At 63.5% G+C, this 22302-nt stretch carries 23 protein-coding genes; 20 read left to right on the plus strand and 3 right to left on the minus strand.

Annotated features, from left to right (window positions below; translation table 11 throughout):
• Positions 1–2 precede the first annotated feature (2 nt).
• Positions 3–1067, minus strand: coding sequence for a histidinol-phosphate transaminase (hisC, locus tag JY500_RS04590; protein WP_206255206.1), 1065 nt, complete (start codon positions 1065–1067; stop codon positions 3–5).
• A 129-nt stretch (positions 1068–1196) separates the two neighbouring features.
• On the opposite strand from hisC, the gene hisB reads away from it, so the two are divergent.
• From hisB to tatC, 10 genes are all read left to right on the plus strand, one after another.
• Positions 1197–1784, plus strand: coding sequence for an imidazoleglycerol-phosphate dehydratase HisB (hisB, locus tag JY500_RS04595; RefSeq protein ID WP_172203536.1), 588 nt, complete (start codon positions 1197–1199; stop codon positions 1782–1784).
• A 7-nt stretch (positions 1785–1791) separates the two neighbouring features.
• Complete coding sequence (gene hisH, locus JY500_RS04600) at positions 1792–2424, plus strand: imidazole glycerol phosphate synthase subunit HisH (protein WP_172203537.1); 633 nt, start codon at positions 1792–1794, stop codon at positions 2422–2424.
• Positions 2425–2514: 90 nt separating this feature from the next.
• Positions 2515–3267 (plus strand): 1-(5-phosphoribosyl)-5-[(5-phosphoribosylamino)methylideneamino]imidazole-4-carboxamide isomerase, encoded by a 753-nt coding sequence (gene hisA / locus JY500_RS04605; protein ID WP_172203538.1) that lies wholly within the window; start codon positions 2515–2517, stop codon positions 3265–3267.
• A 3-nt stretch (positions 3268–3270) separates the two neighbouring features.
• The gene (hisF, locus tag JY500_RS04610) at positions 3271–4029 is read left to right on the plus strand and encodes an imidazole glycerol phosphate synthase subunit HisF (RefSeq protein ID WP_172203539.1); all 759 of its coding nucleotides are present in this window, start codon (positions 3271–3273) and stop codon (positions 4027–4029) included.
• A gap of 8 nt (positions 4030–4037) precedes the next feature.
• On the plus strand, positions 4038–4430 hold the full coding sequence (gene hisI, locus JY500_RS04615; RefSeq protein ID WP_172203540.1) for a phosphoribosyl-AMP cyclohydrolase: 393 nt from the start codon (positions 4038–4040) through the stop codon (positions 4428–4430).
• On the plus strand, positions 4427–4753 hold the full coding sequence (locus JY500_RS04620) for a phosphoribosyl-ATP diphosphatase (protein WP_172203541.1): 327 nt from the start codon (positions 4427–4429) through the stop codon (positions 4751–4753). The genes hisI and JY500_RS04620 overlap by 4 nt, the downstream gene beginning before the upstream one ends.
• Complete coding sequence (locus JY500_RS04625; protein ID WP_172203542.1) at positions 4750–5097, plus strand: histidine triad nucleotide-binding protein; 348 nt, start codon at positions 4750–4752, stop codon at positions 5095–5097. Before JY500_RS04620 ends, JY500_RS04625 begins: the two co-directional genes overlap by 4 nt.
• 12 nt (positions 5098–5109) lie before the next feature.
• Complete coding sequence (tatA, locus tag JY500_RS04630; RefSeq protein WP_172203543.1) at positions 5110–5334, plus strand: Sec-independent protein translocase subunit TatA; 225 nt, start codon at positions 5110–5112, stop codon at positions 5332–5334.
• 69 nt (positions 5335–5403) lie between these two features.
• On the plus strand, positions 5404–5892 hold the full coding sequence (gene tatB, locus JY500_RS04635) for a Sec-independent protein translocase protein TatB (protein WP_206255207.1): 489 nt from the start codon (positions 5404–5406) through the stop codon (positions 5890–5892).
• Between the two features lie 8 nt (positions 5893–5900).
• Positions 5901–6650 carry a twin-arginine translocase subunit TatC gene (gene tatC, locus JY500_RS04640; RefSeq protein WP_172203545.1) on the plus strand — a complete coding sequence of 250 codons (750 nt, stop codon included), beginning with the start codon at positions 5901–5903 and terminating at the stop codon, positions 6648–6650.
• 40 nt (positions 6651–6690) lie between these two features.
• Here tatC and JY500_RS04645 read toward each other — a convergent pair whose 3' ends face one another.
• Positions 6691–7863: a trypsin-like peptidase domain-containing protein gene (locus JY500_RS04645; RefSeq protein WP_172203546.1), complete on the minus strand. Its 1173-nt coding sequence runs from the start codon at positions 7861–7863 to the stop codon at positions 6691–6693.
• An 89-nt stretch (positions 7864–7952) separates the two neighbouring features.
• On the opposite strand from JY500_RS04645, the gene JY500_RS04650 reads away from it, so the two are divergent.
• The gene (locus JY500_RS04650; protein ID WP_206255208.1) at positions 7953–8699 is read left to right on the plus strand and encodes a Nif3-like dinuclear metal center hexameric protein; all 747 of its coding nucleotides are present in this window, start codon (positions 7953–7955) and stop codon (positions 8697–8699) included.
• Positions 8700–8713: 14 nt separating this feature from the next.
• Here JY500_RS04650 and JY500_RS04655 read toward each other — a convergent pair whose 3' ends face one another.
• Positions 8714–10873, minus strand: coding sequence for a type IV pilus assembly protein FimV (locus JY500_RS04655; RefSeq protein WP_206255209.1), 2160 nt, complete (start codon positions 10871–10873; stop codon positions 8714–8716).
• 425 nt (positions 10874–11298) lie between these two features.
• Between JY500_RS04655 and pflB the strand changes: the two genes are divergently transcribed.
• From pflB to JY500_RS04700, 9 genes are all read left to right on the plus strand, one after another.
• Positions 11299–13554, plus strand: coding sequence for a formate C-acetyltransferase (gene pflB, locus JY500_RS04660; RefSeq protein ID WP_172203549.1), 2256 nt, complete (start codon positions 11299–11301; stop codon positions 13552–13554).
• Between the two features lie 12 nt (positions 13555–13566).
• A complete protein-coding gene (gene pflA / locus JY500_RS04665; protein WP_172203550.1) occupies positions 13567–14424 on the plus strand; it encodes a pyruvate formate-lyase-activating protein in 858 nt (285 codons plus the stop codon).
• Positions 14425–14523: 99 nt separating this feature from the next.
• Positions 14524–15921, plus strand: coding sequence for a bifunctional enoyl-CoA hydratase/phosphate acetyltransferase (locus tag JY500_RS04670; RefSeq protein ID WP_206255210.1), 1398 nt, complete (start codon positions 14524–14526; stop codon positions 15919–15921).
• Entirely contained in the window at positions 15914–17092 is a 1179-nt protein-coding gene (locus JY500_RS04675) for an acetate/propionate family kinase (protein ID WP_172203552.1), read from the plus strand. Before JY500_RS04670 ends, JY500_RS04675 begins: the two co-directional genes overlap by 8 nt.
• 173 nt (positions 17093–17265) lie before the next feature.
• Entirely contained in the window at positions 17266–18450 is a 1185-nt protein-coding gene (locus tag JY500_RS04680) for an acetate/propionate family kinase (RefSeq protein WP_206255211.1), read from the plus strand.
• Between the two features lie 163 nt (positions 18451–18613).
• On the plus strand, positions 18614–19180 hold the full coding sequence (locus JY500_RS04685) for a DUF2889 domain-containing protein (RefSeq protein WP_172203554.1): 567 nt from the start codon (positions 18614–18616) through the stop codon (positions 19178–19180).
• Between the two features lie 229 nt (positions 19181–19409).
• On the plus strand, positions 19410–20570 hold the full coding sequence (sucC, locus tag JY500_RS04690) for an ADP-forming succinate--CoA ligase subunit beta (RefSeq protein WP_172203555.1): 1161 nt from the start codon (positions 19410–19412) through the stop codon (positions 20568–20570).
• 18 nt (positions 20571–20588) lie between these two features.
• The gene (gene sucD, locus JY500_RS04695) at positions 20589–21482 is read left to right on the plus strand and encodes a succinate--CoA ligase subunit alpha (protein ID WP_172203556.1); all 894 of its coding nucleotides are present in this window, start codon (positions 20589–20591) and stop codon (positions 21480–21482) included.
• Between the two features lie 117 nt (positions 21483–21599).
• Positions 21600–22301, plus strand: coding sequence for a TerC family protein (locus JY500_RS04700; RefSeq protein ID WP_172203557.1), 702 nt, complete (start codon positions 21600–21602; stop codon positions 22299–22301).
• Position 22302 lies beyond the last annotated feature (1 nt).

Consider the following 22302-nt stretch of genomic DNA (forward strand, 5'->3'; position numbering starts at 1 on the left):
GCTCAGCCGGCGAGAATCTCGGCCAGTGCTTGCAGCAGCGTGTCGCACTGCGCGTCGGTGCCGATCGTGATGCGCAGGAACTGTTCGATCCGCGGCTGACGGAAGTGCCGCACGATGATGCTGCGTTCGCGCAGTTGCGCCGCGAGTTGAGCGGCATCGCGTTGCGGATGTCGCGCAAAGATGAAGTTGGCGGCGGACGGCAGCACCTCGAAACCGAGGCCTGCGAGTGCGCCCACGAGCCGCGTCCGGCTCGCGACGACCTTGTCGCAGCACGCACGGAAATACGCGTCGTCTTCAAACGCCGCGACCGCGCCGGCGATCGCCAGCCGGTCAAGCGGATAGGAGTTGAAGCTGTTCTTCACCCGCTCAAGGGCCTCGATCAGATCAGGATGGCCCGCCGCGAAGCCAACACGCAGGCCTGCGAGCGAGCGCGACTTCGATAGCGTTTGCACCACCAGCAGATTGGGGAAGCGATCGATCAGGCTGATTGCGCTCTCGCCGCCGAAATCGACATAGGCTTCGTCAACGACGACGACCGAATTGGTGTTGTGTTCCAGCAGGCGTTCGATTTCGCTCAGCGGCAGCAGGCTGCCGGTCGGTGCGTTCGGGTTCGGGAAAATGATCCCGCCATTGGCGCGGCCGATGTAATCGTCGATGCGGATGCGGAAATGGTCATCGAGCGGCACGATGCCCGGCTCGATGCCGTAAAGGCCGCAATAGACCGGATAGAAGCTGTAGGAAATGTCCGGAAACAGCAACGGCGCGTCGTGCTTGAGCAGCGCCATGAAGGCGTGCGCCAGTACTTCGTCCGAACCATTGCCGACGAATACCTGCGCCGGGGTAATGCCATGGTGGACGGCGATCGCGGCCTTGAGCCGATCGGCGTTCGGATCCGGGTAAAGGCGCAGCGAGTCCCCGGCCTCGGCGGCGATGGCTTCCAGCGCACGGGGGCTCGGGCCGTAGGGGTTCTCGTTGGTATTGAGCTTGACCAGGTTGGCCAGCTTGGGCTGTTCGCCCGGTACGTACGGCGTCAGGCCTCGGACGACGTCACTCCAGAAACGGCTCATGGTGATCTTGGCGGGTGGAAAATTCGGGGGTCGTGGCGAGCCTGCAACACTGCTGCGGCGCAACGAGGCAATGCTATCATGGCCCTTCGATCCCAACCCCCGATGGGCGTTCCCGCCCGATAGTGCGCCATGCGGCAAGTCGAAGTCACCCGTAACACGCTCGAGACCCGTATCACCGTGCGGCTCAACCTGGACGGCACCGGTCAGTCCAAGCTCGCCACCGGAATCGGGTTCTTTGATCACATGCTCGATCAAATCGCCCGCCACGGCCTGATCGACCTGGACGTTCAATGTGAAGGCGACCTGCATATCGATGGCCACCACACGGTGGAAGACGTCGGTATCGCGATCGGCCAGGCCTTCGCCAAAGCGGTCGGCGACAAGAAAGGTCTTACCCGCTACGGTCACGCCTATGTGCCGCTCGACGAGGCGCTGTCGCGCGTTGTGGTCGACCTTTCCGGTCGTCCAGGGCTCGAACTGCACTGCGACTTCACGGCGGGCATGATCGGCGGGCTGGATACCCAGCTTGTGCACGAGTTCTTCCAGGGCTTTGTGAACCACGCTGGTGTCACGCTGCATATCGATAACCTGCGTGGTCGCAATGCGCACCACCAGTGCGAAACCATCTTCAAGGCTTTTGCCCGTGCGCTGCGCATGGCAACGACGGAAGACCCCCGCGCTGCGGGCATGATGCCGTCGACCAAAGGTTCGCTCTGAGGTCGCGATGAAGATTGCCGTTGTTGATTACGGGATGGGCAACCTGCGCTCGGTGGCCAAGGCGCTCGAGCATGTTGCGCCTGAGGCGCAGGTGATTGTTACTGCCGAGCCGGCTCAGCTTGACGCCGCCGATCGCGTGGTCGTGCCGGGGCAGGGCGCGCTGCACGATTGCATGCGCGAGTTCCTCGCGCGTGGCCTGCGCGATGCGGTGGAACGTGCTTCGCGCAGCAAGCCGTTTCTGGGCGTCTGCGTCGGGATGCAGATGCTGTTCGATCATGGCGAGGAGGGCGACACCGCCGGCCTCGGCTTGATCGGTGGTGAGGTGCCGAAGTTCTCTTCGGCCATGACGGCCGGAGACGGAAGTCATCTCAAGGTGCCACATATGGGCTGGAACGAGGTCGAGGCGCTGCGCGCGCATCCCCTGTTCGACGGCATCGCGCCGAACGCCCGCTTCTACTTCGTGCATAGCTTCTATTGCGCGCCGCGCGACGCGGCCGATGCGGTGGCTCGCACGCACTACGGCATTGCCTTTACCAGTGCGGTGGCGCGGGATAATATTTTTGCGACCCAGTTCCACCCGGAGAAGAGCGCTGCTGCAGGGCTGCAGCTGCTCGCGAACTTCGTGCGCTGGAAGCCCTGAGGCCGGTTCCAACTTCCAACAGGTGCGAATGGATCGAAGCCGTGTTGCTTCGGGCGCGCCAACTACCAACCTAGCTGCGTTGACCTGACTATGCTCCTGATTCCCGCGATCGACCTCAAGGACGGACACTGCGTGCGCCTCAAACAGGGCGACATGGAAGATGTGACCGTATTTTCTGAAGATCCGGCTGAAATGGCTCGCCACTGGCTCGCCCAGGGCGCGCGTCGGCTCCACCTCGTCGATCTCAACGGGGCTGTTGCCGGCAAGCCGAAGAACGAAGGCGTCATCAAGCAGATCGTCGCTGCCGTGGGCGATGACATCCCGGTGCAACTCGGTGGCGGCATTCGTGACCTGGATACGATCGAGCGTTACCTCGACGATGGCATCAGCTACGTCATCATCGGCACCGCCGCGGTGAAGAATCCCGGTTTCCTGCACGATGCGTGCAGCGCCTTCCCGGGCCATATCATCGTCGGCATCGACGCGAAGGATGGCAAGGTGGCGGTGGATGGCTGGTCGAAGCTCACCGGCCATGACGTGATCGACCTCGCCAAGAAGTTCGAGGATTACGGTGTCGAATCGGTCATCTACACCGACATCGGCCGTGACGGCATGCTCGGCGGCGTCAATATCGAAGCCACCGTGAAGCTCGCCCAGGCGCTGCGCATTCCTGTGATCGCCAGCGGCGGCATCGGCAGCCTTGCCGATATCGACGCCTTGTGCGCGGTCGAAGAAGAGGGCGTGATCGGGGCAATTACCGGCCGTGCGATCTACGAAGGCAAGTTCGACTTCAAGGTCGCGCAGGCGCGCGCCGATGAGCTCAACGGCGTGACGGAAGGCTGATTCATGCTGGCCAAACGCATCATCCCCTGTCTCGATGTCAACGCCGGGCGCGTGGTCAAGGGCGTGAACTTCGTCGAGCTGCGTGATGCGGGCGACCCGGTTGAGATCGCGCGTCGCTACGATGACCAGGGCGCGGACGAGATCACCTTTCTCGACATCACGGCCAGTTCCGACGACCGCGACATCATCCTGCATGTGGTTGAGCAGGTCGCAGAGCAGGTTTTCATCCCGCTGACGGTCGGCGGTGGCGTGCGTGAAGTCGCCGATGTGCGGCGCCTGCTCAACGCGGGGGCCGACAAGGTTTCGATGAACACCGCCGCCGTGAACAACCCGCAACTGGTGGCGGATGCCTCGGGCAAGGTCGGCTCGCAATGTATCGTCGTTGCGATCGATGCCAAGCAGGTCGCGCCGGGCAAGTGGCAGGTCTTTACGCATGGCGGCCGCAAAAACACCGGGCTCGACGCCATCGAGTGGGCGCAGCGGGTTGCGGCACTCGGCGCGGGCGAGATCCTGCTGACCAGCATGGATCGCGATGGCACGAAGAACGGTTTCGACCTTGGCCTGACGCGCGCAGTGTCAGATGCGGTGTCGATTCCCGTCATCGCGAGCGGCGGTGTCGGCAATCTGCAGCATCTGGCCGACGGTGTCACCGAAGGCCGTGCCGACGCGGTGCTCGCGGCGAGCATCTTTCACTTCGGCCAGCACACGGTGCGCGAAGCCAAGGAGTTCATGCGTAGCCAAGGCATCGAGGTGCGACTGTGAATGCGGCCGTGACGGAAACCCGCTGGCTCAACGAAGTCACTTGGGACGACCAGGGCCTCGTGCCGGTGATCGCGCAGGATGCCGATACCGGCGACGTGCTGATGTTCGCATGGATGAACCGCGACGCTCTGGCTCGTACCGTCGAGACCGGCGAGGCGGTGTACTGGAGCCGTTCGCGCCGCAAGATCTGGCACAAGGGTGAGGAGTCGGGCCATGTGCAGCGCGTGCGCGAAATCCGCCTCGATTGCGACGGCGATGTCGTGCTGTTGAAGATCGAGCAGGAGGGCGGCATCGCTTGCCATACTGGTCGGCGTTCCTGCTTCTTCACCCGCCTGCACGATGGTGCGCAGTGGCAGGCGGTCGATCCGGTTCTCAAAGACCCGAAGGACATCTACAAATGATCGACCCGGAAGTGCTGCAGCGCCTCGGGCGCACGCTCGCCGAACGCAAGGGTGCATCGGCGGACAGTTCTTATGTCGCGAGCCTGTATGCCAAGGGGACCGACGCGATCTGCAAGAAAGTCGCCGAAGAGGCGGCCGAGACCATCATGGCCGCCAAGGATGGTGACTTGCGCCATATCGTTTACGAAGTGACGGATCTCTGGTTCCACAGCATGGTGTTGCTGTCCCAGTTCGGCCTGTCGGTTGACGATGTGCTGGTCGAATTCCGTCGTCGCGAGGGCATCTCGGGCATCGACGAAAAGGCCGCCCGGGTGCAGCCATGAGCGACTGTATTTTCTGCCGCATCGCACGCGGAGAGATCCCGGCGGCAAAAGTCTACGAAGACGAACTCGTGCTGGCGTTCAAGGACATCCGTCCGATCGCCCCGGTGCACGTGCTTGTAATCCCGAAACAACACATCGAGTCGCTCGCTACTGCGACGGTTGACGACGCCGAAGTGCTGGGACGCCTTTTCTCCGTCGTGGGAAAAATTGCTGCCGAGCAAGGCGCGACCGATGGATTCCGCACGATCATCAACTCGGGCAAGGTGGGTGGACAGGAGGTGTATCATCTCCACGCCCACATCATTGGCGGCGGTGCACCGTTGCCAGCCATGATCAAGTATTGAGGAGCGCTTCAAATGGGTTCATTCAGCATCTGGCACTGGCTGATCGTGCTGGTCATCGTTCTTCTCGTGTTCGGCACCAAGAAGCTTCGCAACATCGGCGAGGATCTTGGCGGCGCGGTGAAGGGCTTCAAGCAGGGCATGCGTGAAGGCAGCGATGCGGCCGCGGGTTCGGCCGACACGGCTCAGATCGCCAAGCAGACCATCGACGCCCCTGCGCGCGAGAAGGAAAAGAGCTGATCGCCCTCTGCGTGATCGACTGCAGGGCGCCGCTGGCGGCGCCCTTTCCGTTTCTGAGCGAGCCCTTGCATGTTTGACGTTGGATTCTCCGAGCTGATGGTGATCGGGTTGGTGGCGCTGGTTGTCATCGGCCCGGAAAAGCTGCCGCGCGTTGCGCGCACGATCGGGCATCTGCTCGGCCGCATGCAACGCCATGTTGCGGAGGTGAAAGCCGACATCAGCCGTGAGATCCAGCTCGACGAAATGCGTCGCCTGCAATCTCAAGTGGTTGAGTCGGCGCGTGAAGTCGAAAGCTCGATCCGCGAGCAGGCGCGCGAATTCGAAGAGAGCATGCGTCCCGTCGCCGCCGAGGTCGAATCCGCAGTGGCTACCGGTGTCAGCGAGGTGACCGCGCCACAAGTCGAGCAGCTCAGCGAGCTCGCGCCGGTGCGGGTCGCGAAAGCTGAGGCGGCTACTGAAACGCCGCTTGTCGAAAGCACGGCGGAAGAGCCGACCCACAACGATTCGCAGCTCGATCTGTTCGGACAGCCCGCTGCGGGCGACTTAACCCGACGCTAAGCACGGCCATGTCAGATCTTCAAGAAGAGAGTTTCATCTCGCACCTGATCGAGTTGCGTACTCGCCTGGTGCGGGCCGCTGCGGCGTTCCTGATCGTATTCCTGTGCCTGATGCCGTTTGCGTCGCACATCTACGATCTGCTCGCTGCGCCGATGATGCAGACCTTGCCGCAAGGCACACGCATGATTGCGACGGGTGTCGTGACGCCCTTTTTCGTGCCGATCAAGGTCACGATGATGGCGGCCTTCGTTGTCGCCTTACCGTTCATTCTCTGGCAGGCCTGGGCCTTTATCGCGCCCGGGCTCTATGCGCACGAGAAGCGCCTGGCTGCGCCGCTGGTGATCGCCAGCACGCTGCTCTTCCTGCTCGGCATGGCGTTCTGCTACTTCTTCGTGTTCCGCACGGTGTTTACCTTCATCACGCAATTTGCGCCGAAGAGCATCACCCCCGCGCCGGACATCGAGCAGTACCTGGCTTTCGTGATGACCATGTTCCTCGCGTTCGGCATGACGTTTGAAGTGCCGGTGGTGGTGATTCTGCTGGTCAAGGCGGGCCTGGTGACCGTCGAGAAACTCAAGGAAATCCGCTCCTACGTCATCGTCGGCGCTTTTGTCGTCGCAGCAGTCATCACCCCGCCGGACGTCACTTCTCAGATCATGCTGGCGGTGCCGATGTGCCTGCTCTACGAGGCGGGCATCCTGGTGGCGCGCTTCATGTCGCCGCGGCCTGACGCCCCCGCGGTTCAAGGGCGCGATTGAGCGAGGCCTCCGGGCGCGAGCGGCTTGCAGCCGCAGGGCCTTAGCTACCTGCGTCGGGCGGCGGGCGTTTTCCGATCTTCACGCGCGATTCCACCGTTTTCGCGCCGCGGCGTAGCGACAGCGTAGCGTCGGCGCCGGGTGGCAAAGCGGCGATCGTTTCGAGCATGCGTTGCGGCCCGCCCACCGCCTTGCCGTTGATCGATACCAGCAAATCGCCGGGCTCGACCCCGCCTTTGTCGGCCGGGCCGCCGTTGACGATGCCGGTTACCAGCGTGCCGTCCTGAGCCGGCAGCCCGAGGCTGACGGCTTGTTCTGCAGAGACCTCGCGGACCTCGACGCCGATCCAGCCGCGCGTGACTTCGCCATTCTTGATGATCTGCTCCATCACGTTGCGCGCCAGCGACGCCGGGATCGCGAAGCCGATACCCAGTGAGCCACCCGATCGTGAGTAGATTGCAGAGTTGATGCCGACGAGGTTGCCGCTTCCGTCCACGAGCGCGCCACCCGAATTGCCGGGGTTGATGGCGGCATCGGTCTGGATGAAGTGTTCGAACGTGCTGATCCCCAGTTGCGACCGCCCCAGCGCACTGACGATGCCCATTGTGACGGTCTGGCCGACGCCAAACGGGTTGCCGATGGCCAGCACCACGTCGCCAACCCTTAGGGCCTCGGGCGCCCCGAAGGTGACAGCCGGGAGCTTGTCCGCGGCAATGTGCAGCACAGCGAGATCGGTATCGGGGTCGCGACCGACCACGGTCGCGGCGAGCTTGCGACCGTCGTAGAGCGCGACTTCGATTTCGTCCGCCTGTTCAACGACATGGTTGTTGGTCAGGATATAACCGGAGGGGCTGGCGATGACGCCCGAGCCGAGCCCGGACGCACGTCGCGACGCAGATGGATCGTTGCGGTCACCAAAGAAGTGCCGGAACAGCGGATCGTCCGCGAAAGGGTTGCGTGGCTGGCGCACTTCCTTGCTGGTAAATACGTGCACCACCGATGGCAGGGCTTTCGCCGCCGCCGGCGCATACGAGACTGCGGTATTGCCTGCGCCTGCCTGACTTCCGCTGGCCGCGGGTGGGGCTTCCTGTACCGGCACGAATTGCGCAAGCGTACGGCGGTCCGAGAACCAGCCCGGTTTCAGCGTGGTGAGCACGAAAACCACCGCCAGCGAGGCGGTGACGGCCTGGCAGAAGATCAGCCACAAGCGGCGCATAATCCAAAATTCCGAGTCGGGTAGCGCGGCCTCCCGGGTGCTGCGGCGCCTTGTGGTCGAATGCCCACCGTGGGGAGGGAGATAAAACAATGCATCGCGATGAACTGCAACGCTATCTGGACGAACTGCTGGGAGCCCCGCGGATCAAGGATTATTGCCCAAACGGTTTGCAGGTGGAAGGTCGCGCCGAGGTCCGCCGCCTGGTTTGCGGGGTGACCGCGAGCCTTGCGTTGATCGACGCTGCAATTGCGCACGATGCGGACGGCCTGCTGGTGCATCACGGCTATTTCTGGCGTGGCGAAGATCCGCGAGTCATCGCAACGCGCCGCCGTCGCCTGGCCCGCCTGCTTGGCCACGATCTGAACCTGTACGCCTATCACCTGCCGCTCGATCTGCACCCGGAGTTGGGCAACAACGCTCAGCTTGCCCGCGTGATGGGCTGGGAGGCGGTGGCCCGCTTTGGCGATCAGGATGTCGGGGTGATCGGTCGATTGCCGGGGCCAACCTCACTGGATCAGGTGGCCCGTTCGCTCGCCGCGCGGCTCGGCCGCGAGCCGCTGGTGGTGGGCGATGCGGCTGGCGAGATCGAGCGCATCGCCTGGTGCACTGGAGCGGCGCAAGGCATGTTCGAGGCCGCCATTGCGGCGGGCGCCGAACTCTTTGTGTCGGGTGAAGTTTCGGAGCCGACCGTGCATCTCGCGCGCGAAAGCGGTGTCCCCTACATTGCCGCTGGCCATCATGCGACGGAACGTTACGGCGTGCATGCACTGGGCGCCCATCTGCAAGCGCAACTGGGCATTCACTGCGTCTTCGTGGATATCGACAACCCGGTCTGAGTCGTCACTGCGACCTACTGGTCGCGCGGTTTGAGCGGCGGGAGTTCTTCGTCGAGGTTGAACTCGATCATCGACTCGGTGCGTTCCGGCTCGAATGCGGGTGCTGGGGCACGCGGGCGCGAAGGCGGCAGGGCGTGCTCATCGAAAGTGATTTCGTCTGGCAACGCGGTGCTGTTGACCTCGGTGGCCACCGTGCTCGGACCGGCGGCCGTCTCGCTCGGAGGCGGTGGGGGTGTCTCCATCGCGGCAAGTTCTTCCGGTGTTGGCTTGAACGCGCCGAGCTCAATTTCCAGTACGCCGTTGAGGCAGAGGATGTCGTCAACGATGCCGAGCGGGAATCCTTGGCGCGTGCCCTTGCGGTTGTCGCGCAGCAGCGTGTGCAGATAGACCTGACACTCGCGCGTGCGCCAGGTGTTCAGGATGCGACCGATGATGTGGCCCATCTGTTCGACCGACTCGTTGGCCTCCTTGACTTGATCGAACTCTTCCCAGGTAACCGCCTTGACGTTGAAGGTCTTGTTCAACTGGCCGGCGAGTGCGTCGAATTCGACCCGCATCGATGCCGCCTTATAGACCTCAAGCAACTTGATCCACGGGCGTACAGCCTGCTTCGGATTGGCGCGGATGAAGTCGGCCAGCGTTTCAGCGGCACCTTGGACGCGCCCGAAAGACATCATGATCTCGGCGAGTTCAACCGCAGAATCGTGCTCTTCGACTTCGTCGTCGATGTGCAGCAGGCTGCTCGGTCCGAGCGCGCCCGGCGACAGGGTCGGCGGCGTCCAGTCGATGCTCTCGTGCGTGGCGCCCCCCATCGGAGGCGCGCCTTCGCGCTCCGGCCAGATATCGGCCGGGGTCAGCGGCTCCTCGCCTTCGAACTCGGCATCCTCTTCTTCCGGCGTTGGCTCCGGGCTGCCAGCGGCGGGTAGGGGCTCAACCGGAAGGATGCGGATCCGCCGGCGCCGCCATGCGAGACTGGCGGCAATCGCAGCCAGCACGAGCACCGTGCCGCCGGCAATCAGGCGCCAGTCGATTGGGGTTGCTGACGAGCTCAGGCGCGAGGGCGCGCCGCCGGCCCCGCTCTGCTGGGCGATCAGTCCTGCGAGGCGCTGGTTTTCCGCCTGCAGGCGCTGCTGGGCTGCTTCCAGTTGCCTGATGCGCTCATTGAGTTCGAGCGTGGTTGCAATCCGGTCGTCGATCGCGAGGATCAATTGCTGCTCGCGGCGCAGGCGCGACCGGGCCGATTCGTCCGGCACGGATTGCCGACGCGACTCGTCGAGCTCAAGCGACTGGCGCAGCGCGCCGTCTCCATCCTCGGTTGTGACGGTCAAGCGATCAGCCGACTTCGCCGCATCCCGCCGCGGGCGCGGCACGGGAGACGGTTCTGCCGGGCGCTCGGGGGTGACGCGGCGTTCAGGGGCTGACTTCGGGGCTTCAGCCTCGGTCGGTGCTGCACGCGGAGTGGGCTTGGCGCCCGGCATCGGCACCTGAAGTTGCGTACCGGCCGGCAGCGCCGTCTGGGCGGCATTTGGATTGCCGGCAAACAATTCGGGATTCGCACGAACTATTTCGCGCGCGGTCCGGCGCTGCGCTGCGCGATCGCCGGGTACCAAGGCGGCGGCGATCGATGCGGCGCTCTCGCCTTCCGCGGCGGTCCAGGTCTCAACGCGCCCGCGGGAAGCGGCCGGGCGGGCGGCTGGCAGTGCCGAAACGCCCTCCGCCGGCACAGTCCGTGGTGCGTCAACCGATGTGGGGCCCAGCAGCAATGCGTACTCGCGGCGCACCTGCACGCCGCAGTCCATCTGGACGCCCAGCATCAAGGCGGGGTCTTGGATCGCCTGACGGGTTGTCACGACCAGCGTGTGTCGGTTGCCGCTCTGCTCCAGCCGCATCTGAGCGCTGCGAACCCAGGGCAGATCGTCGCTCGCGCCGCTTGGCGTGAGCACACGGAAACACTCGTTTCCAAGTGCACCGACATCATCACCGACCAGCGCAATCTCAACACGAAGGGGCTGCGAGAGGCCGCTGCGCAGCGATGCTTCGCCAAGCCCGGCGGCTTGCGCGGCGACGCTCGCGCAAACAAGGGATGTGGCAAAGAGAGTGTGCCGTCCGGGCTTCAGGTACATGCGTTCGGTCACATGCGGCTGCATTGTTGTTGTGCGGGAGTGCACCTTCACCTTTGTTTCGGCCGAATTCAGGTGAACTTTAAGGCGATACCGTCTTCAAAGCGAGCAAATGGGCGCTTTGGCCAGCTATTGAGTAACAACAAAGGCGCCTGCAGGCTCGATTGTGCGGCGCGGAAAAGCCGCTAGATCGACTAATGGCGTCATGTACGAAATTTATAGATTTCGCCATGCGCAATGATGTTTCGCATTATAGCAAACGCAAAGCGCAAAATCGTTGACCTGACTTTCTTGTTGTTGCCACTTAGGAGGCATACGCTGCACAGGTGAATTGACGGTTCCAGCGTGTGATCGCGTCAGCCGTGCGTGCGATGTCCGGTGCATCAATCGCCGCCGCGAACGTGTTTCGTCTGGCAACCCGGCTGACAGCGTGTCCCTTGGACACGGCGACAAATCAGAAATGCCACAGGAGGGCAATCATGGATGTAGCGGTCAAGAATGACACTCAGGTCGTAGGCGAACCCTGGCGCGGCTTCGTCGAAGGGCGCTGGCAGAAGGAAGTCGACGTGCGCGACTTCATCCAGCGTAACTACACCCCGTACGAAGGTGATGACAGTTTCGTTTGCGGCGCGACCGACCGCATCAAAACCCTCTGGGCAAAGCTCCAGCCGCTGCTGGCTGAGGAGCGCGAGAAGGGCATCCTGGATGTCTCGCAGATTCCGTCCGGCATCACCGCGCACGCCCCCGGCTATATCGACAAGGATCTGGAACTGGTCGTTGGCCTGCAGACCGAAGCGCCGCTGAAGCGCGCGATCATGCCGTACGGCGGCTGGCGGATGGTCGAGACCTCGCTCGAGGCCTACGGCTACAAGGCCGATCCGCGCGTTGCCGAGATCTTCACGAAGTACCGCAAGACCCACAACGCCGGCGTGTTCGATGCCTACACCCCGAGCATTTTGGCGTGCCGCAAGTCCGGCATCGTCACCGGCCTGCCGGACGCTTACGGCCGTGGCCGCATCATCGGCGACTACCGCCGTGTTGCGCTGTACGGCGTGGATTTCCTGATCGCCGCGAAGAAGCGCGAGAAGGCTGAACTGAACGACGTGCATTCGACCGAAGACGTGATCCGCGCCCGTGAGGAACTCTCGGAGCAGATCCGTTCGCTGGCCGAACTCAAGGAAATGGCCGCCAACTACGGCTGCGACATCTCCAAGCCGGCCGCGACCGCGCAGCAAGCGGTGCAGTGGACCTACTTCGGCTACCTCGCCGCGATCAAGCAGCAGAACGGCGCCGCGATGTCGGTGGGCCGCGTGTCGACCTTCCTCGATGTGTACTTCGAGCGTGACCTGAAGGAAGGTCGCATCACCGAGCAGTTCGCCCAGGAAGTCATGGACGACTTCGTGATGAAGCTGCGTCTGGTCCGCTTCCTGCGCACGCCGGAATACAACGAGCTGTTCTCGGGCGACCCGGTGTGGGCGACCGAATCGATCGGCGGCATGGCCGAAGACGGCCGCACCCTGGTCACCAAGACCAGCTTCCGCATGCTGAACACGCTCTACACGCTGGGACCGGCTCCTGAGCCGAACCTCACCGTGTTCTGGACGCCGGCGCTGCCGGAAGGCTTCAAGCGCTTCTGCGCGAAGGTGTCGATCGACACGTCGTCGATCCAATACGAGTCGGACGAACTGATGCGTCCGCGCTGGGGCGATGACTGCGCGATCGCCTGCTGCGTGTCCGCGATGCGCGTCGGCAAGCAGATGCAATTCTTCGGTGCCCGTGTGAACCTCGCCAAGACCATGCTTTACGCGATCAACGGCGGCCGCGATGAAATCTCCGGCGAGCAGGTCGGCCCGGTGCTGCCCCCGCTCGAAGGCGATTACCTCGACTACGACACCGTGATGGCCCGTCTCGACACGATGATGGACTGGCTCGCGAAGACCTATGTGAATGCGCTGAACATCATTCACTACATGCACGACAAGTACGCGTACGAAGCGATCGAGATGGCGCTGCATGATCGCGACATCCTGCGCACGATGGCCTGCGGTATCGCCGGTTTGTCGCACGCCGCGGACAGCCTCTCGGCGATCAAGTTCGGCAAGGTCAAGGTGGTGCGCGACGAGCGCGGCCTGATCGTCGACTACGTCACCGAAGGCGACTTCCCGTGCTACGGCAACAACGACGACCGTGTGGATGAAATCGCCACCGGCCTCGTGACGACCATGATGGACAAGATCCGCAAGTACCCGACGTATCGCAACGCGATGCACACCCAGTCGGTGCTGACGATCACCTCCAACGTGGTGTACGGCAAGAAGACCGGCTCGACGCCGGACGGCCGCAAGAAGGGCGAAGCCTTCGCGCCGGGTGCCAACCCGTCGAACCAGAAGGACACGCACGGTGCGCTGGCCGCGATGATGTCGGTTGCCAAGATCCCGTACGAAGACGCCGCCGACGGCATCTCGCTGACGCTGTCCTACTCGCCGAGCGCGCTCGGTTCGTCGGAAGAGCGCACCGAGAAGCTCAAGGGCAGCCTTGATGGCTACTTCGGCAGCGAAGGCTTCCACGTCAACGTGAACGTGCTCAACCGCGATATGCTGGTCGATGCGATGGAGCACCCGGAAAAGTATCCGCAGCTGACCATCCGTGTTTCTGGCTATGCGGTGAACTTCGTCAAGCTGACGCGTGAGCAGCAGATGGACGTGATCAACCGTACCTTCCACGGTTCCATGTAAGGAGATCCCCTCGTGGCGACACGCCTTTCCGGCAGTCGCTACGAGCTGAAGGTCCAATCCGGGGCCACCCAGTCGGGTGGCCCGGATCATTTTGCGATCCACGAGGCCGACCTCGAGGACATCGCGGAAAACGAGGACCAGCAGCTCGTCGGCTACATCCACTCGTACGAAATGGGCAGCGCGGTAGATGGCCCCGGCATTCGCGCCGTGGTCTTTCTGTCGGGCTGCCTCATGCGTTGTCAGTACTGCCACAACCCCGATACCTGGCACAAGATGCACGGGACGCCCACGACCGCGGGCGACCTGATGGCGGAGCTGAAGAAGTACGTGCGCCCGCTCACCTTGTCCAAGGGCGGCGTGACGATCAGTGGCGGTGAGCCCCTGGTGCAGCACCGCTTTGCCAAGCGCATCCTGCGCCGCTGCAAGGAGCTCGGTCTGCACACTGCGCTCGACACCTGTGGCCGCTTGGGCGAGAAGCTATCGGACGAAGAGCTGATGGATGTCGACCTGAACCTGCTCGACATCAAGTCCGGCGATCCGGACACCTACTACCGCGTTACGCATCAGCCGCTGCAACCGACGCTCGACTACGCCAAGCGGCTGTCCGACTTGAACCGGCCGACCTGGGTGCGCTTCGTGCTCGTGCCGGGCTTGACCGACGATTACGACAACGTCGAACGCGTTGCCGACATCACTGCGAGCATTCGCAGCGTCGAGCGCGTTGATGTGCTGCGCTTCCACCAGATGGGCCGTTCGAAGTGGGATGCGCTGAATCTGAAGTACCCGCTGGCGGATGCCGTGCCGCCAACCAATGAGCTGACCGAGCGGGTCAAGGAGCAGTTCCGCGCCCGCGGGCTGAAGGTGTACTAAGCAAAATGAACGAGGACGGGGACGCGGCTGATCGCTGTCAATATTGCACTGCAGTATGGCGGGCAGAATCAGCAGCACCCCTTCCGCGGACACGACGCTATGGATGAGTTGAAGAACCTCACCTACGACGATCTGCACGTCGGCGCGTCGATGGAAATCACCCACACCGTGACAGCGTCCAACGTGGCGATGTTGTCGCAGTTGTCCGGTGACGCCGAAATCTTCCACCCCGAGACCGACAAGACCGACGAGAAGCTGTCCGTGCAGGGCGTGTGCGCCGTTGCGCTGATGTCCAACGTGGTGACGCGGCGACTGCCCGGCCCTGGCTCGCGCATCGTCGGTCAGGAACTGCACGCGGACGGGTTCATCACCGATGGCGATGAGCTCACCGCATCCGTCCGGGTGCGTCACAAGCATGCGTCCGACCGTTCGGTGCAGCTCGATATTCGCGTCGTCAATCAGCACGGCGATGACTTGCTTTGGGGGTCGCTGACGGTGTTGCCGCCGGGCACCAAGGGCAGTTTTGCAGACACGCGCAAGGCCGCGTTCTACATGCCGCGCAATGACGCGTTCGAGAAGATGTACGTCGCGTGCGAGGGCATTCCGCCGGTGCTGACGGCGGTGGTACACCCTTGCGACCGCGATTCCTTGCTCGGGCCGATCGAGGCGGCGCGCAAGGGCCTGATCATCCCGGTGTTGATCGGGCCGGCGGCGAAGATCCATGCCGTTGCGCAGGCCGAGAACATTGACCTGAGCGGCTACCAGCTGATCGACTGTGAGCACAGCCACGCTGCCGCGGACCACGCCGCCGGCATGGCACGCCACGGCAAAGTGCAGGCGCTGATGAAAGGCAGCCTGCATACCGACGAGTTGATGGGCGCCGTGGTGAAGGCCAGCAACGGCCTGCGTACCTCGCGCCGCGTGACGCATGTATTCGTGATGGATGTGCCGGCCTATCCGCGCATGCTTCTGGTGACGGATGCGGCGATCAACATCTTCCCGACGGTGGAGGAGAAGGTCGACATCGTGCAGAACGCGGTGGAGCTGGCGCACATCCTCGGTATTGCCGTGCCCAAGGTGGCGGTGTTGTCGGCGGTGGAAACGGTGAATCCGAAGATCCAGTCGACGATCGATGCCGCGATGCTGTGCAAGATGGCCGATCGCAAGCAGATCACCGGCTGCGTGATCGACGGCCCGCTGGCGTTCGACAACGCGGTGAGCGAAGCGGCCGCCAAGACCAAGAAGATCGTCTCGCCGGTGGCGGGGCGGGCCGACATCCTGATCGTGCCCGACCTCGAGGCCGGCAACATGGTTGCCAAGCAACTCCAGTATCTGGCCGGCGCCGACAGCGCCGGCATTGTGCTCGGTGCGAAAGTGCCGATCGTACTTACCAGCCGCGCCGATTCAGTCGAAACCCGGATGGCTTCGACTGCCGTTATGGCGCTTATTGCCCACTATCGCCAGACCGGCGAAACCCCCATGAAACAAAATGATTGAACCTATCCTCGTTATCAATGCGGGCTCATCGAGCCTGAAGTTCTCCGTCTTCGAATCGATTGGCGACGATTTCGCCCTGCGTCTGCGTGGTCAGGTCGAAGGCCTGTTCACGGCCCCCAAGTTCGTCGCCAAAGATGCGGGCGACACCGTGCTCGCCAGCCAGGATTGGGCTGAGGGTACGCAACTGGGCCATGAAGGCGCGATGAAGTGCATCAGCGGCTTCCTTGCAGACCACGGCGTCCCGCGGCCTGCAGCCGTCGGCCACCGCGTTCTGCACGGCGGTCTGGAGTTCTCGGCACCGGCCAAGCTCAACGCGAGCGTGATGACGCGTCTTGAGAAGTACGTGCCGTTCGGCCCGCTACATCAGCCGCACAACCTCACGCCGATCCGCCTGCTGATGGAGCAGTTCCCGGATCTGCCGCAGGTGGCGTGCTTTGACACGGCCTTCCACCGTACGCAGCCGCAGGTTTCCGAACTGTTTGCGCTGCCGCTCGAATACGCGGAAGAGGGCATCCGCCGCTATGGCTTCCATGGCCTCTCGTACGAGTACATCTCCAGCGTGCTGGGGGACTATGACAAGCGTGCCGCCTCCGGCCGCACGATCGTGCTGCACCTGGGCAACGGCGCCAGCATGGCGGCGCTGTCGGCAGGGCTGGGTGTTGCGACAACGATGGGCTTCACGGCGCTGGACGGTTTGCCGATGGGCACGCGTTGCGGCGCGATCGACCCGGGCGTGCTGCTGTATCTGATGGACCAGAAGGGCATGAACGCGCGCGATATCGAGAAGCTGCTGTATCGCGAATCCGGCCTGCTGGGTTTGTCGGGTGTGTCGAGCGACATGCGTGCCTTGCTTGCGAGCGATTCGTCGCGCGCCCGCCTGGCCGTCGATTACTACGTCTATCGCGTTGCGCGCGAAATCGGTTCGTTCGCTGCTGCGCTGGGTGGTGTCGATGCGCTGGTGTTCACCGGCGGCGTCGGCGAGAACGCCGCGCTGATCCGTGCGCGCATCTGCGAAGCGTCGCACTGGCTGGGTGTTCGCCTGAACTCGGCGGCCAACCAGACGCGTGGTCCGCGCATCTCGATGGACGACAGCGCCGTTGCAGTGTGGGTGATCCCGACCAACGAAGAGCTGATGATCGCGCGCCACGTGCGCCGCACCCTGCGCGGCTGATCTTCCCTTAGCCCGCTCCCGATGGCCGGTTGCCGCAAGGCGCCGGCCATCGTCGTTTCCTGCCCCAGCGCAAGAGTGCTGCAACCGGCCTTGCCTACGATGGCGGACGGGGCAGGCGTGCTTGGCTGGCCTGCTGTCGTGCCGAATTCACGGCACCCTTCGGGGGAGGGGTTATGACAGAAGCGATTGCCGTACTGAATGCGGGCTCATCGAGCCTGAAGTTCTCCGTCTTCGCCGCAGTCGATGGCGATCTGCAACTGCGTTTGCGCGGGCAACTTGAGGGGCTGTTCACTGCGCCAAGGTTTGTCGGCAAGGATGCCGATGGTGTGGTGCTTGGCGAACAAAGCTGGCCAAGTGGCTTTCAGCTCGGCCACGAAGGCGCAATGGCGCACCTGACGGCCTTTCTCGATGCACATACGAACGGCCTCCGGATCAAGGCCTTCGGGCACCGCGTGGTGCATGGCGGCGTCGAGTTTGCCGAGCCGGTGCGTGTGGATCCGGCCACGCTCCGGCGGCTTGAGGCGTTCGTACCGCTTGCGCCGCTGCATCAGCCAAACAACCTGTTGCCGATTCGCCTGCTGCTCGAAAGCGGCACCAAGGCGGCCCAGGTGGCCTGCTTCGATACCGCGTTCCACCGCGATCAGCCCCTGATCGCCCAGATGTATGCGCTTCCGCATGAAATGACCGCGGCCGGCATTCGGCGCTACGGCTTTCATGGGCTCTCGTACGAATACATTGCGTCGGTGCTGGCGCAGCATGACGAGCGCGCTGCAGCGGGCCGCACTGTGGTGTTTCACTTGGGCAATGGCGCGAGCATGTGTGCGATCCTCAACGGCCGCAGTGTGGCGACCACGATGGGCTTTACCGCGGTTGAGGGGCTGCCGATGGGCACCCGCTGTGGCTCCGTGGATCCGGGCGTGTTGCTCTATTTGATGGATCAGCGCGGCATGGATGCACGCGCGATCGAGAAGCTGATCTACCACCGCTCCGGCTTGCTGGGTATGTCGGGTGTTTCGAGTGACTGCCGGGTGCTGGAAGAGTCCGACGATCGCAACGCCAAGCTGGCGCTGGATCACTTCTGTTACCGAGCCTCGCGCGAATTGGCGTCGCTGGCCGGGGCCATGGGCGGGCTCGATGCGGTGGTGTTCACCGCCGGGATCGGCGAGAACTCGCCGACTGTGCGCGCGAAAATTCTGGAACAGGCCAGCTGGCTCGGCGTCGACCTGGACCGCGAAGCCAACGCGGTTCGTGGTTTCGCGAGAATCAGCGCGCGTGCGAGCCGGGTCAATGCCTGGGTGATCCCGACCAATGAAGAGTTGATGATCGCGCGCCATGCCTGGCGTGTGATCCATGCTTGAGCGGTGACGACGGTCGCGCGGGGCGAGTACGCCCAACGCTCCGTGCCTTGGCATTGTCGGCCATCACCCATTCAGGCCTGGCTGCCGATGCAGGCATTGCTATCATCTGGCGGTGTTACGCAGGCCGATCGCGCAGGGGGCGCGGGCTGAAGCAGGGGGAATCATGGCTTTTCCGGAACCGGCCATTGCGCGCCGGCGACTCCACACGCGCCGCATCGAGGCAGAAGGCTTTGTGCGCGACGACGGCCTGTTCGACCTCGATGCCACGCTGGTGGATTTGAAGGACGCAGACTACGAAATACTCTCTGGCGTGCGGCCGGCCGGCACGCCGGTGCACGAGATGCGGGTGCGCCTGACCATCGATCGCCACTTCAACATCGTTGATGCACTGGCCGATACCGCATGGGCGCCGTACACCGGCTACTGCGAAACGATCGCACCAGCCTATCGCCAGCTGATCGGGTTGAATCTGTTCCAAGGCTTTCGCAAGGCAATGATGGAGCGGTTCGCCGAAGTGAAGGGCTGCACCCATGTCACCGAACTGCTGCTGACTTTGCCAACCGTCGCGCTGCAAACCTTTGCGACCCTGGTGCGCGAAGATGACTCCGGCGACCGCAAGCCCTACCAGCTCGACCGCTGCCACGCGCTGGATTCATCAGGCGCCGCGGCGCGCAAGTACTACCCGCGGTGGTACCGGCCGCGTACCGTTGCCGACTCGGAAAACACGTAAGTAACCCGCAAGGGCGATTCGGTTACAATCCGCCGAATCCGGGTGTTGCACTGCGGCAACGGGGCTGCCGAGCGCCCGGTCTGGCTTTTGCCGAGGGAGGGGGAGAGTCGGCATCCGCTGCGTCAAAGGGGGCGCAGTCCGTCTCGTCTGCCCGTGTTCCGACCCGATACCAACATTGAGCCCGCTGAGCCCGGCGACCCCGGGCGGGGGCAGAGATCGAAGGGCAACCATGAAGATTCACGAGTACCAGGCGAAAGAAGTCCTGCGCAAATATGGCGTCGTTACGCCGCGCGGCATTCCGTGTTTTTCCGTCGATGAGGCCGTCAAGGCCGCCGAGGAGCTGGGCGGCAAGATCTGGGTGGTGAAGGCCCAGATTCACGCCGGTGGCCGTGGCAAGGGCGGCGGCGTGAAGCTGGCCCGTTCGCTCGACGAAGTGCGCACGCTCGCCAACGAGATCCTCGGCATGCAACTGGTCACGCACCAGACCGGGCCGGAGGGCCAGAAGGTCCGCCGCCTGCTGATCGAGGAAGGTGCCGACATCAAGAAGGAATACTACGTTGCCGCGCTGACCGACCGTGCCACGCAGAAGGTTGCCATGATGGCGTCCTCCGAAGGCGGCATGGACATCGAGGAAGTCGCGCACAACACGCCGGAGAAGATCATCAAGGTCTTCGTAGATCCGGCGGCTGGCCTGACCGACGCGCAAGCCAAGGAACTCGCGAGTGGCATCGGCGTACCGGAAGCCTCGATCCCGCAAGCCGTGGATACGCTCAAGCGCCTGTACACCTGCTACATGGAAACCGATGCCTCGCTGGCGGAAATCAATCCGCTGATCCTCGAAGGCAACGGCAACATCAAGGCGCTCGACGCCAAGTTCAACTTCGACGCGAACGCGCTGTTCCGCCATCCGGAAATCGTTGCCTATCGCGACCTGGATGAAGAGGACGCTGACGAAATCGAGGCCTCGAAGTTTGACCTCGCCTACATCTCGCTCGACGGCAACATCGGCTGCCTGGTGAACGGTGCCGGCCTGGCGATGGCGACCATGGACACGATCAAGCTCTTCGGCGCCGAGCCGGCGAACTTCCTCGACGTGGGCGGCGGCGCGACGACCGAGAAGGTCACCGAAGCCTTCAAGATCATGCTCAAGAACCCCAAGGTGAAGGGCATCCTGGTCAACATCTTCGGCGGCATCATGAAGTGCGACACCATCGCCACCGGCGTGGTGACCGCGGCCAAGGAAACGCATCTGGCCGTGCCGCTGGTCGTTCGCATGAAGGGCACCAACGAAGACCTCGGCAAGAAGATCCTTGCCGAATCGGGTCTGCCGATCATCTCGGCGGACACCATGGCCGAAGCGGCCGAAAAGATCGTTGCTGCCGTCAAGTAATGCCCGGAGAACTCTGAAATGTCGATTCTGATCAACAAAGACACCAAGGTCATCACCCAGGGCATCACGGGCAAGACCGGCCAGTTCCACACCGAAAAGTGCCAGGAATACGCCAACGGCAAGAACTGCTTCGTCGCGGGTGTGAACCCGAAGAAGGCGGGCGAGTCCATCTTCAACATCCCGATCTTCGGTTCGGTGAAGGAGGCCGCTTCGGAAACCGGCGCCACCGTGTCGGTGATCTACGTGCCGCCGGCGGGGGCTGCCGCTGCGATCTGGGAAGCCGTCGAGGCCGACCTGGATCTGGCGATCTGCATCACCGAGGGCATTCCGGTGCGCGACATGCTCGAAGTGCGCAACAAGATGAAGGCCAAGGAAGCGGCCGGCGGCAAGAAGACCCTGCTCCTGGGGCCGAACTGCCCGGGGCTGATCACGCCGGACGAAATCAAGATCGGCATCATGCCGGGTCACATCCACCGCAAGGGCCGTATCGGTGTGGTGTCGCGCTCTGGCACGCTGACGTACGAAGCCGTGGCGCAACTGACTGAAATCGGGCTGGGCCAGTCCTCGGCAGTCGGCATCGGTGGTGACCCGATCAACGGTCTGAAGCACATCGACGTGATGCGCATGTTCAATGACGATCCGGACACCGACGCGGTGATCATGATCGGCGAGATCGGCGGTCCGGACGAAGCCGAAGCGGCAATGTGGTGCAAGGCCAACATGAAGAAGCCGATCGTTGGCTTCATCGCTGGCGTGACCGCCCCGGCCGGCAAACGCATGGGCCACGCCGGTGCGTTGATTTCCGGTGGTGCTGATACGGCCGACGCCAAGCTCGCCATCATGGAAGAGTGCGGCTTCAAGGTGACGCGCAACCCGTCTGAGATGGCGCGCCTGCTCAAGGCGATGCTCTGATCCGTCGAGGTCCGCTGCATCAAGCGCCCGGCGTGAGCCGGGCGTTTTCGTTTTGAGGCGTCGAACGCCCGCGCGGCATGCTCCGCTAAACTCTCACTTTTAAACGCCCCCGCCCCGATGCCCGATTTTTCCAATCCCGTTTTCTGGTACGCCGTTGCGCAGATCATCGTCATCGACCTGGTGCTGTCGGGCGACAACGCGGTCGTGATTGCGCTGGCGTGTCGCAACCTGGCGCCCGCGCAACGCAGGGTCGGTATCCTGTGGGGCGTGCTCGGGGCGGTGGGGCTGCGTGTGGTGCTGACGGCCTTTGCGGCACTACTGATGGACTGGCCGTGGCTCAAGATCGTCGGCGGGATCCTGTTGCTGTGGATCGGCGTGAAGCTGCTGGTGCCGGAGCAGGAAGGCGAGCACGAGATCCACGGTGCCGGCAACGTCTGGGGCGCGGTCAAGACGATCATCGTGGCGGATTTCGTGATGAGCCTCGACAACGTCGTCGCGGTGGCCGGCGCGTCGCACGGCAGCATTCCGCTGCTGGTGTTCGGGCTCCTTGTCAGCATTCCTATCATCGTGTTCGCGAGCCAGATCATCATGAAGGCGATGGAGCGCATGCCGATCATCGTCACCCTTGGTGCCGGGCTGCTCGGTTGGGTCGCGGGCGCGATGATCTTCAGCGATCCGGCAATGCGGCCGTTGGTGGCGGGGCAGCCGGCTTGGCTGCATTACGTCGCCTCGGCGGTCGGGGCCTTGGTGGTCGTGCTGATCGGCTGGCTGATAGCTCGTCGCCGGCAGGCGGGCTACAGGGTGTTGGAGGAGGGCTAAC

The organism is Niveibacterium microcysteis, assembly GCF_017161445.1.
GTDB lineage: Bacteria > Pseudomonadota > Gammaproteobacteria > Burkholderiales > Rhodocyclaceae > Niveibacterium > Niveibacterium microcysteis.

Excerpts from the sequence above, each read along its gene's own strand:
- sucD (WP_172203556.1), top strand. The coding sequence starts at position 20,589 with ATGTCGATTCTGATCAACAAAGACACCAAGGTCATCACCCAGGGCATC.
- JY500_RS04685 (WP_172203554.1), top strand. The coding sequence starts at position 18,614 with ATGGCTTTTCCGGAACCGGCCATTGCGCGCCGGCGACTCCACACGCGC.
- hisA (WP_172203538.1), top strand. The coding sequence starts at position 2,515 with ATGCTCCTGATTCCCGCGATCGACCTCAAGGACGGACACTGCGTGCGC.
- JY500_RS04620 (WP_172203541.1), top strand. The coding sequence starts at position 4,427 with ATGATCGACCCGGAAGTGCTGCAGCGCCTCGGGCGCACGCTCGCCGAA.
- pflB (WP_172203549.1), top strand. The coding sequence starts at position 11,299 with ATGGATGTAGCGGTCAAGAATGACACTCAGGTCGTAGGCGAACCCTGG.
- JY500_RS04700 (WP_172203557.1), top strand. The coding sequence starts at position 21,600 with ATGCCCGATTTTTCCAATCCCGTTTTCTGGTACGCCGTTGCGCAGATC.
- hisC (WP_206255206.1), bottom strand. The coding sequence starts at position 1,067 with ATGAGCCGTTTCTGGAGTGACGTCGTCCGAGGCCTGACGCCGTACGTA.
- JY500_RS04645 (WP_172203546.1), bottom strand. The coding sequence starts at position 7,863 with ATGCGCCGCTTGTGGCTGATCTTCTGCCAGGCCGTCACCGCCTCGCTG.
- JY500_RS04675 (WP_172203552.1), top strand. The coding sequence starts at position 15,914 with ATGATTGAACCTATCCTCGTTATCAATGCGGGCTCATCGAGCCTGAAG.
- hisH (WP_172203537.1), top strand. The coding sequence starts at position 1,792 with ATGAAGATTGCCGTTGTTGATTACGGGATGGGCAACCTGCGCTCGGTG.
- JY500_RS04670 (WP_206255210.1), top strand. The coding sequence starts at position 14,524 with ATGGATGAGTTGAAGAACCTCACCTACGACGATCTGCACGTCGGCGCG.
- tatC (WP_172203545.1), top strand. The coding sequence starts at position 5,901 with ATGTCAGATCTTCAAGAAGAGAGTTTCATCTCGCACCTGATCGAGTTG.
- JY500_RS04625 (WP_172203542.1), top strand. The coding sequence starts at position 4,750 with ATGAGCGACTGTATTTTCTGCCGCATCGCACGCGGAGAGATCCCGGCG.
- hisF (WP_172203539.1), top strand. The coding sequence starts at position 3,271 with ATGCTGGCCAAACGCATCATCCCCTGTCTCGATGTCAACGCCGGGCGC.
- hisB (WP_172203536.1), top strand. The coding sequence starts at position 1,197 with ATGCGGCAAGTCGAAGTCACCCGTAACACGCTCGAGACCCGTATCACC.
- JY500_RS04650 (WP_206255208.1), top strand. The coding sequence starts at position 7,953 with ATGCATCGCGATGAACTGCAACGCTATCTGGACGAACTGCTGGGAGCC.
- tatB (WP_206255207.1), top strand. The coding sequence starts at position 5,404 with ATGTTTGACGTTGGATTCTCCGAGCTGATGGTGATCGGGTTGGTGGCG.
- JY500_RS04680 (WP_206255211.1), top strand. The coding sequence starts at position 17,266 with ATGACAGAAGCGATTGCCGTACTGAATGCGGGCTCATCGAGCCTGAAG.
- sucC (WP_172203555.1), top strand. The coding sequence starts at position 19,410 with ATGAAGATTCACGAGTACCAGGCGAAAGAAGTCCTGCGCAAATATGGC.
- tatA (WP_172203543.1), top strand. The coding sequence starts at position 5,110 with ATGGGTTCATTCAGCATCTGGCACTGGCTGATCGTGCTGGTCATCGTT.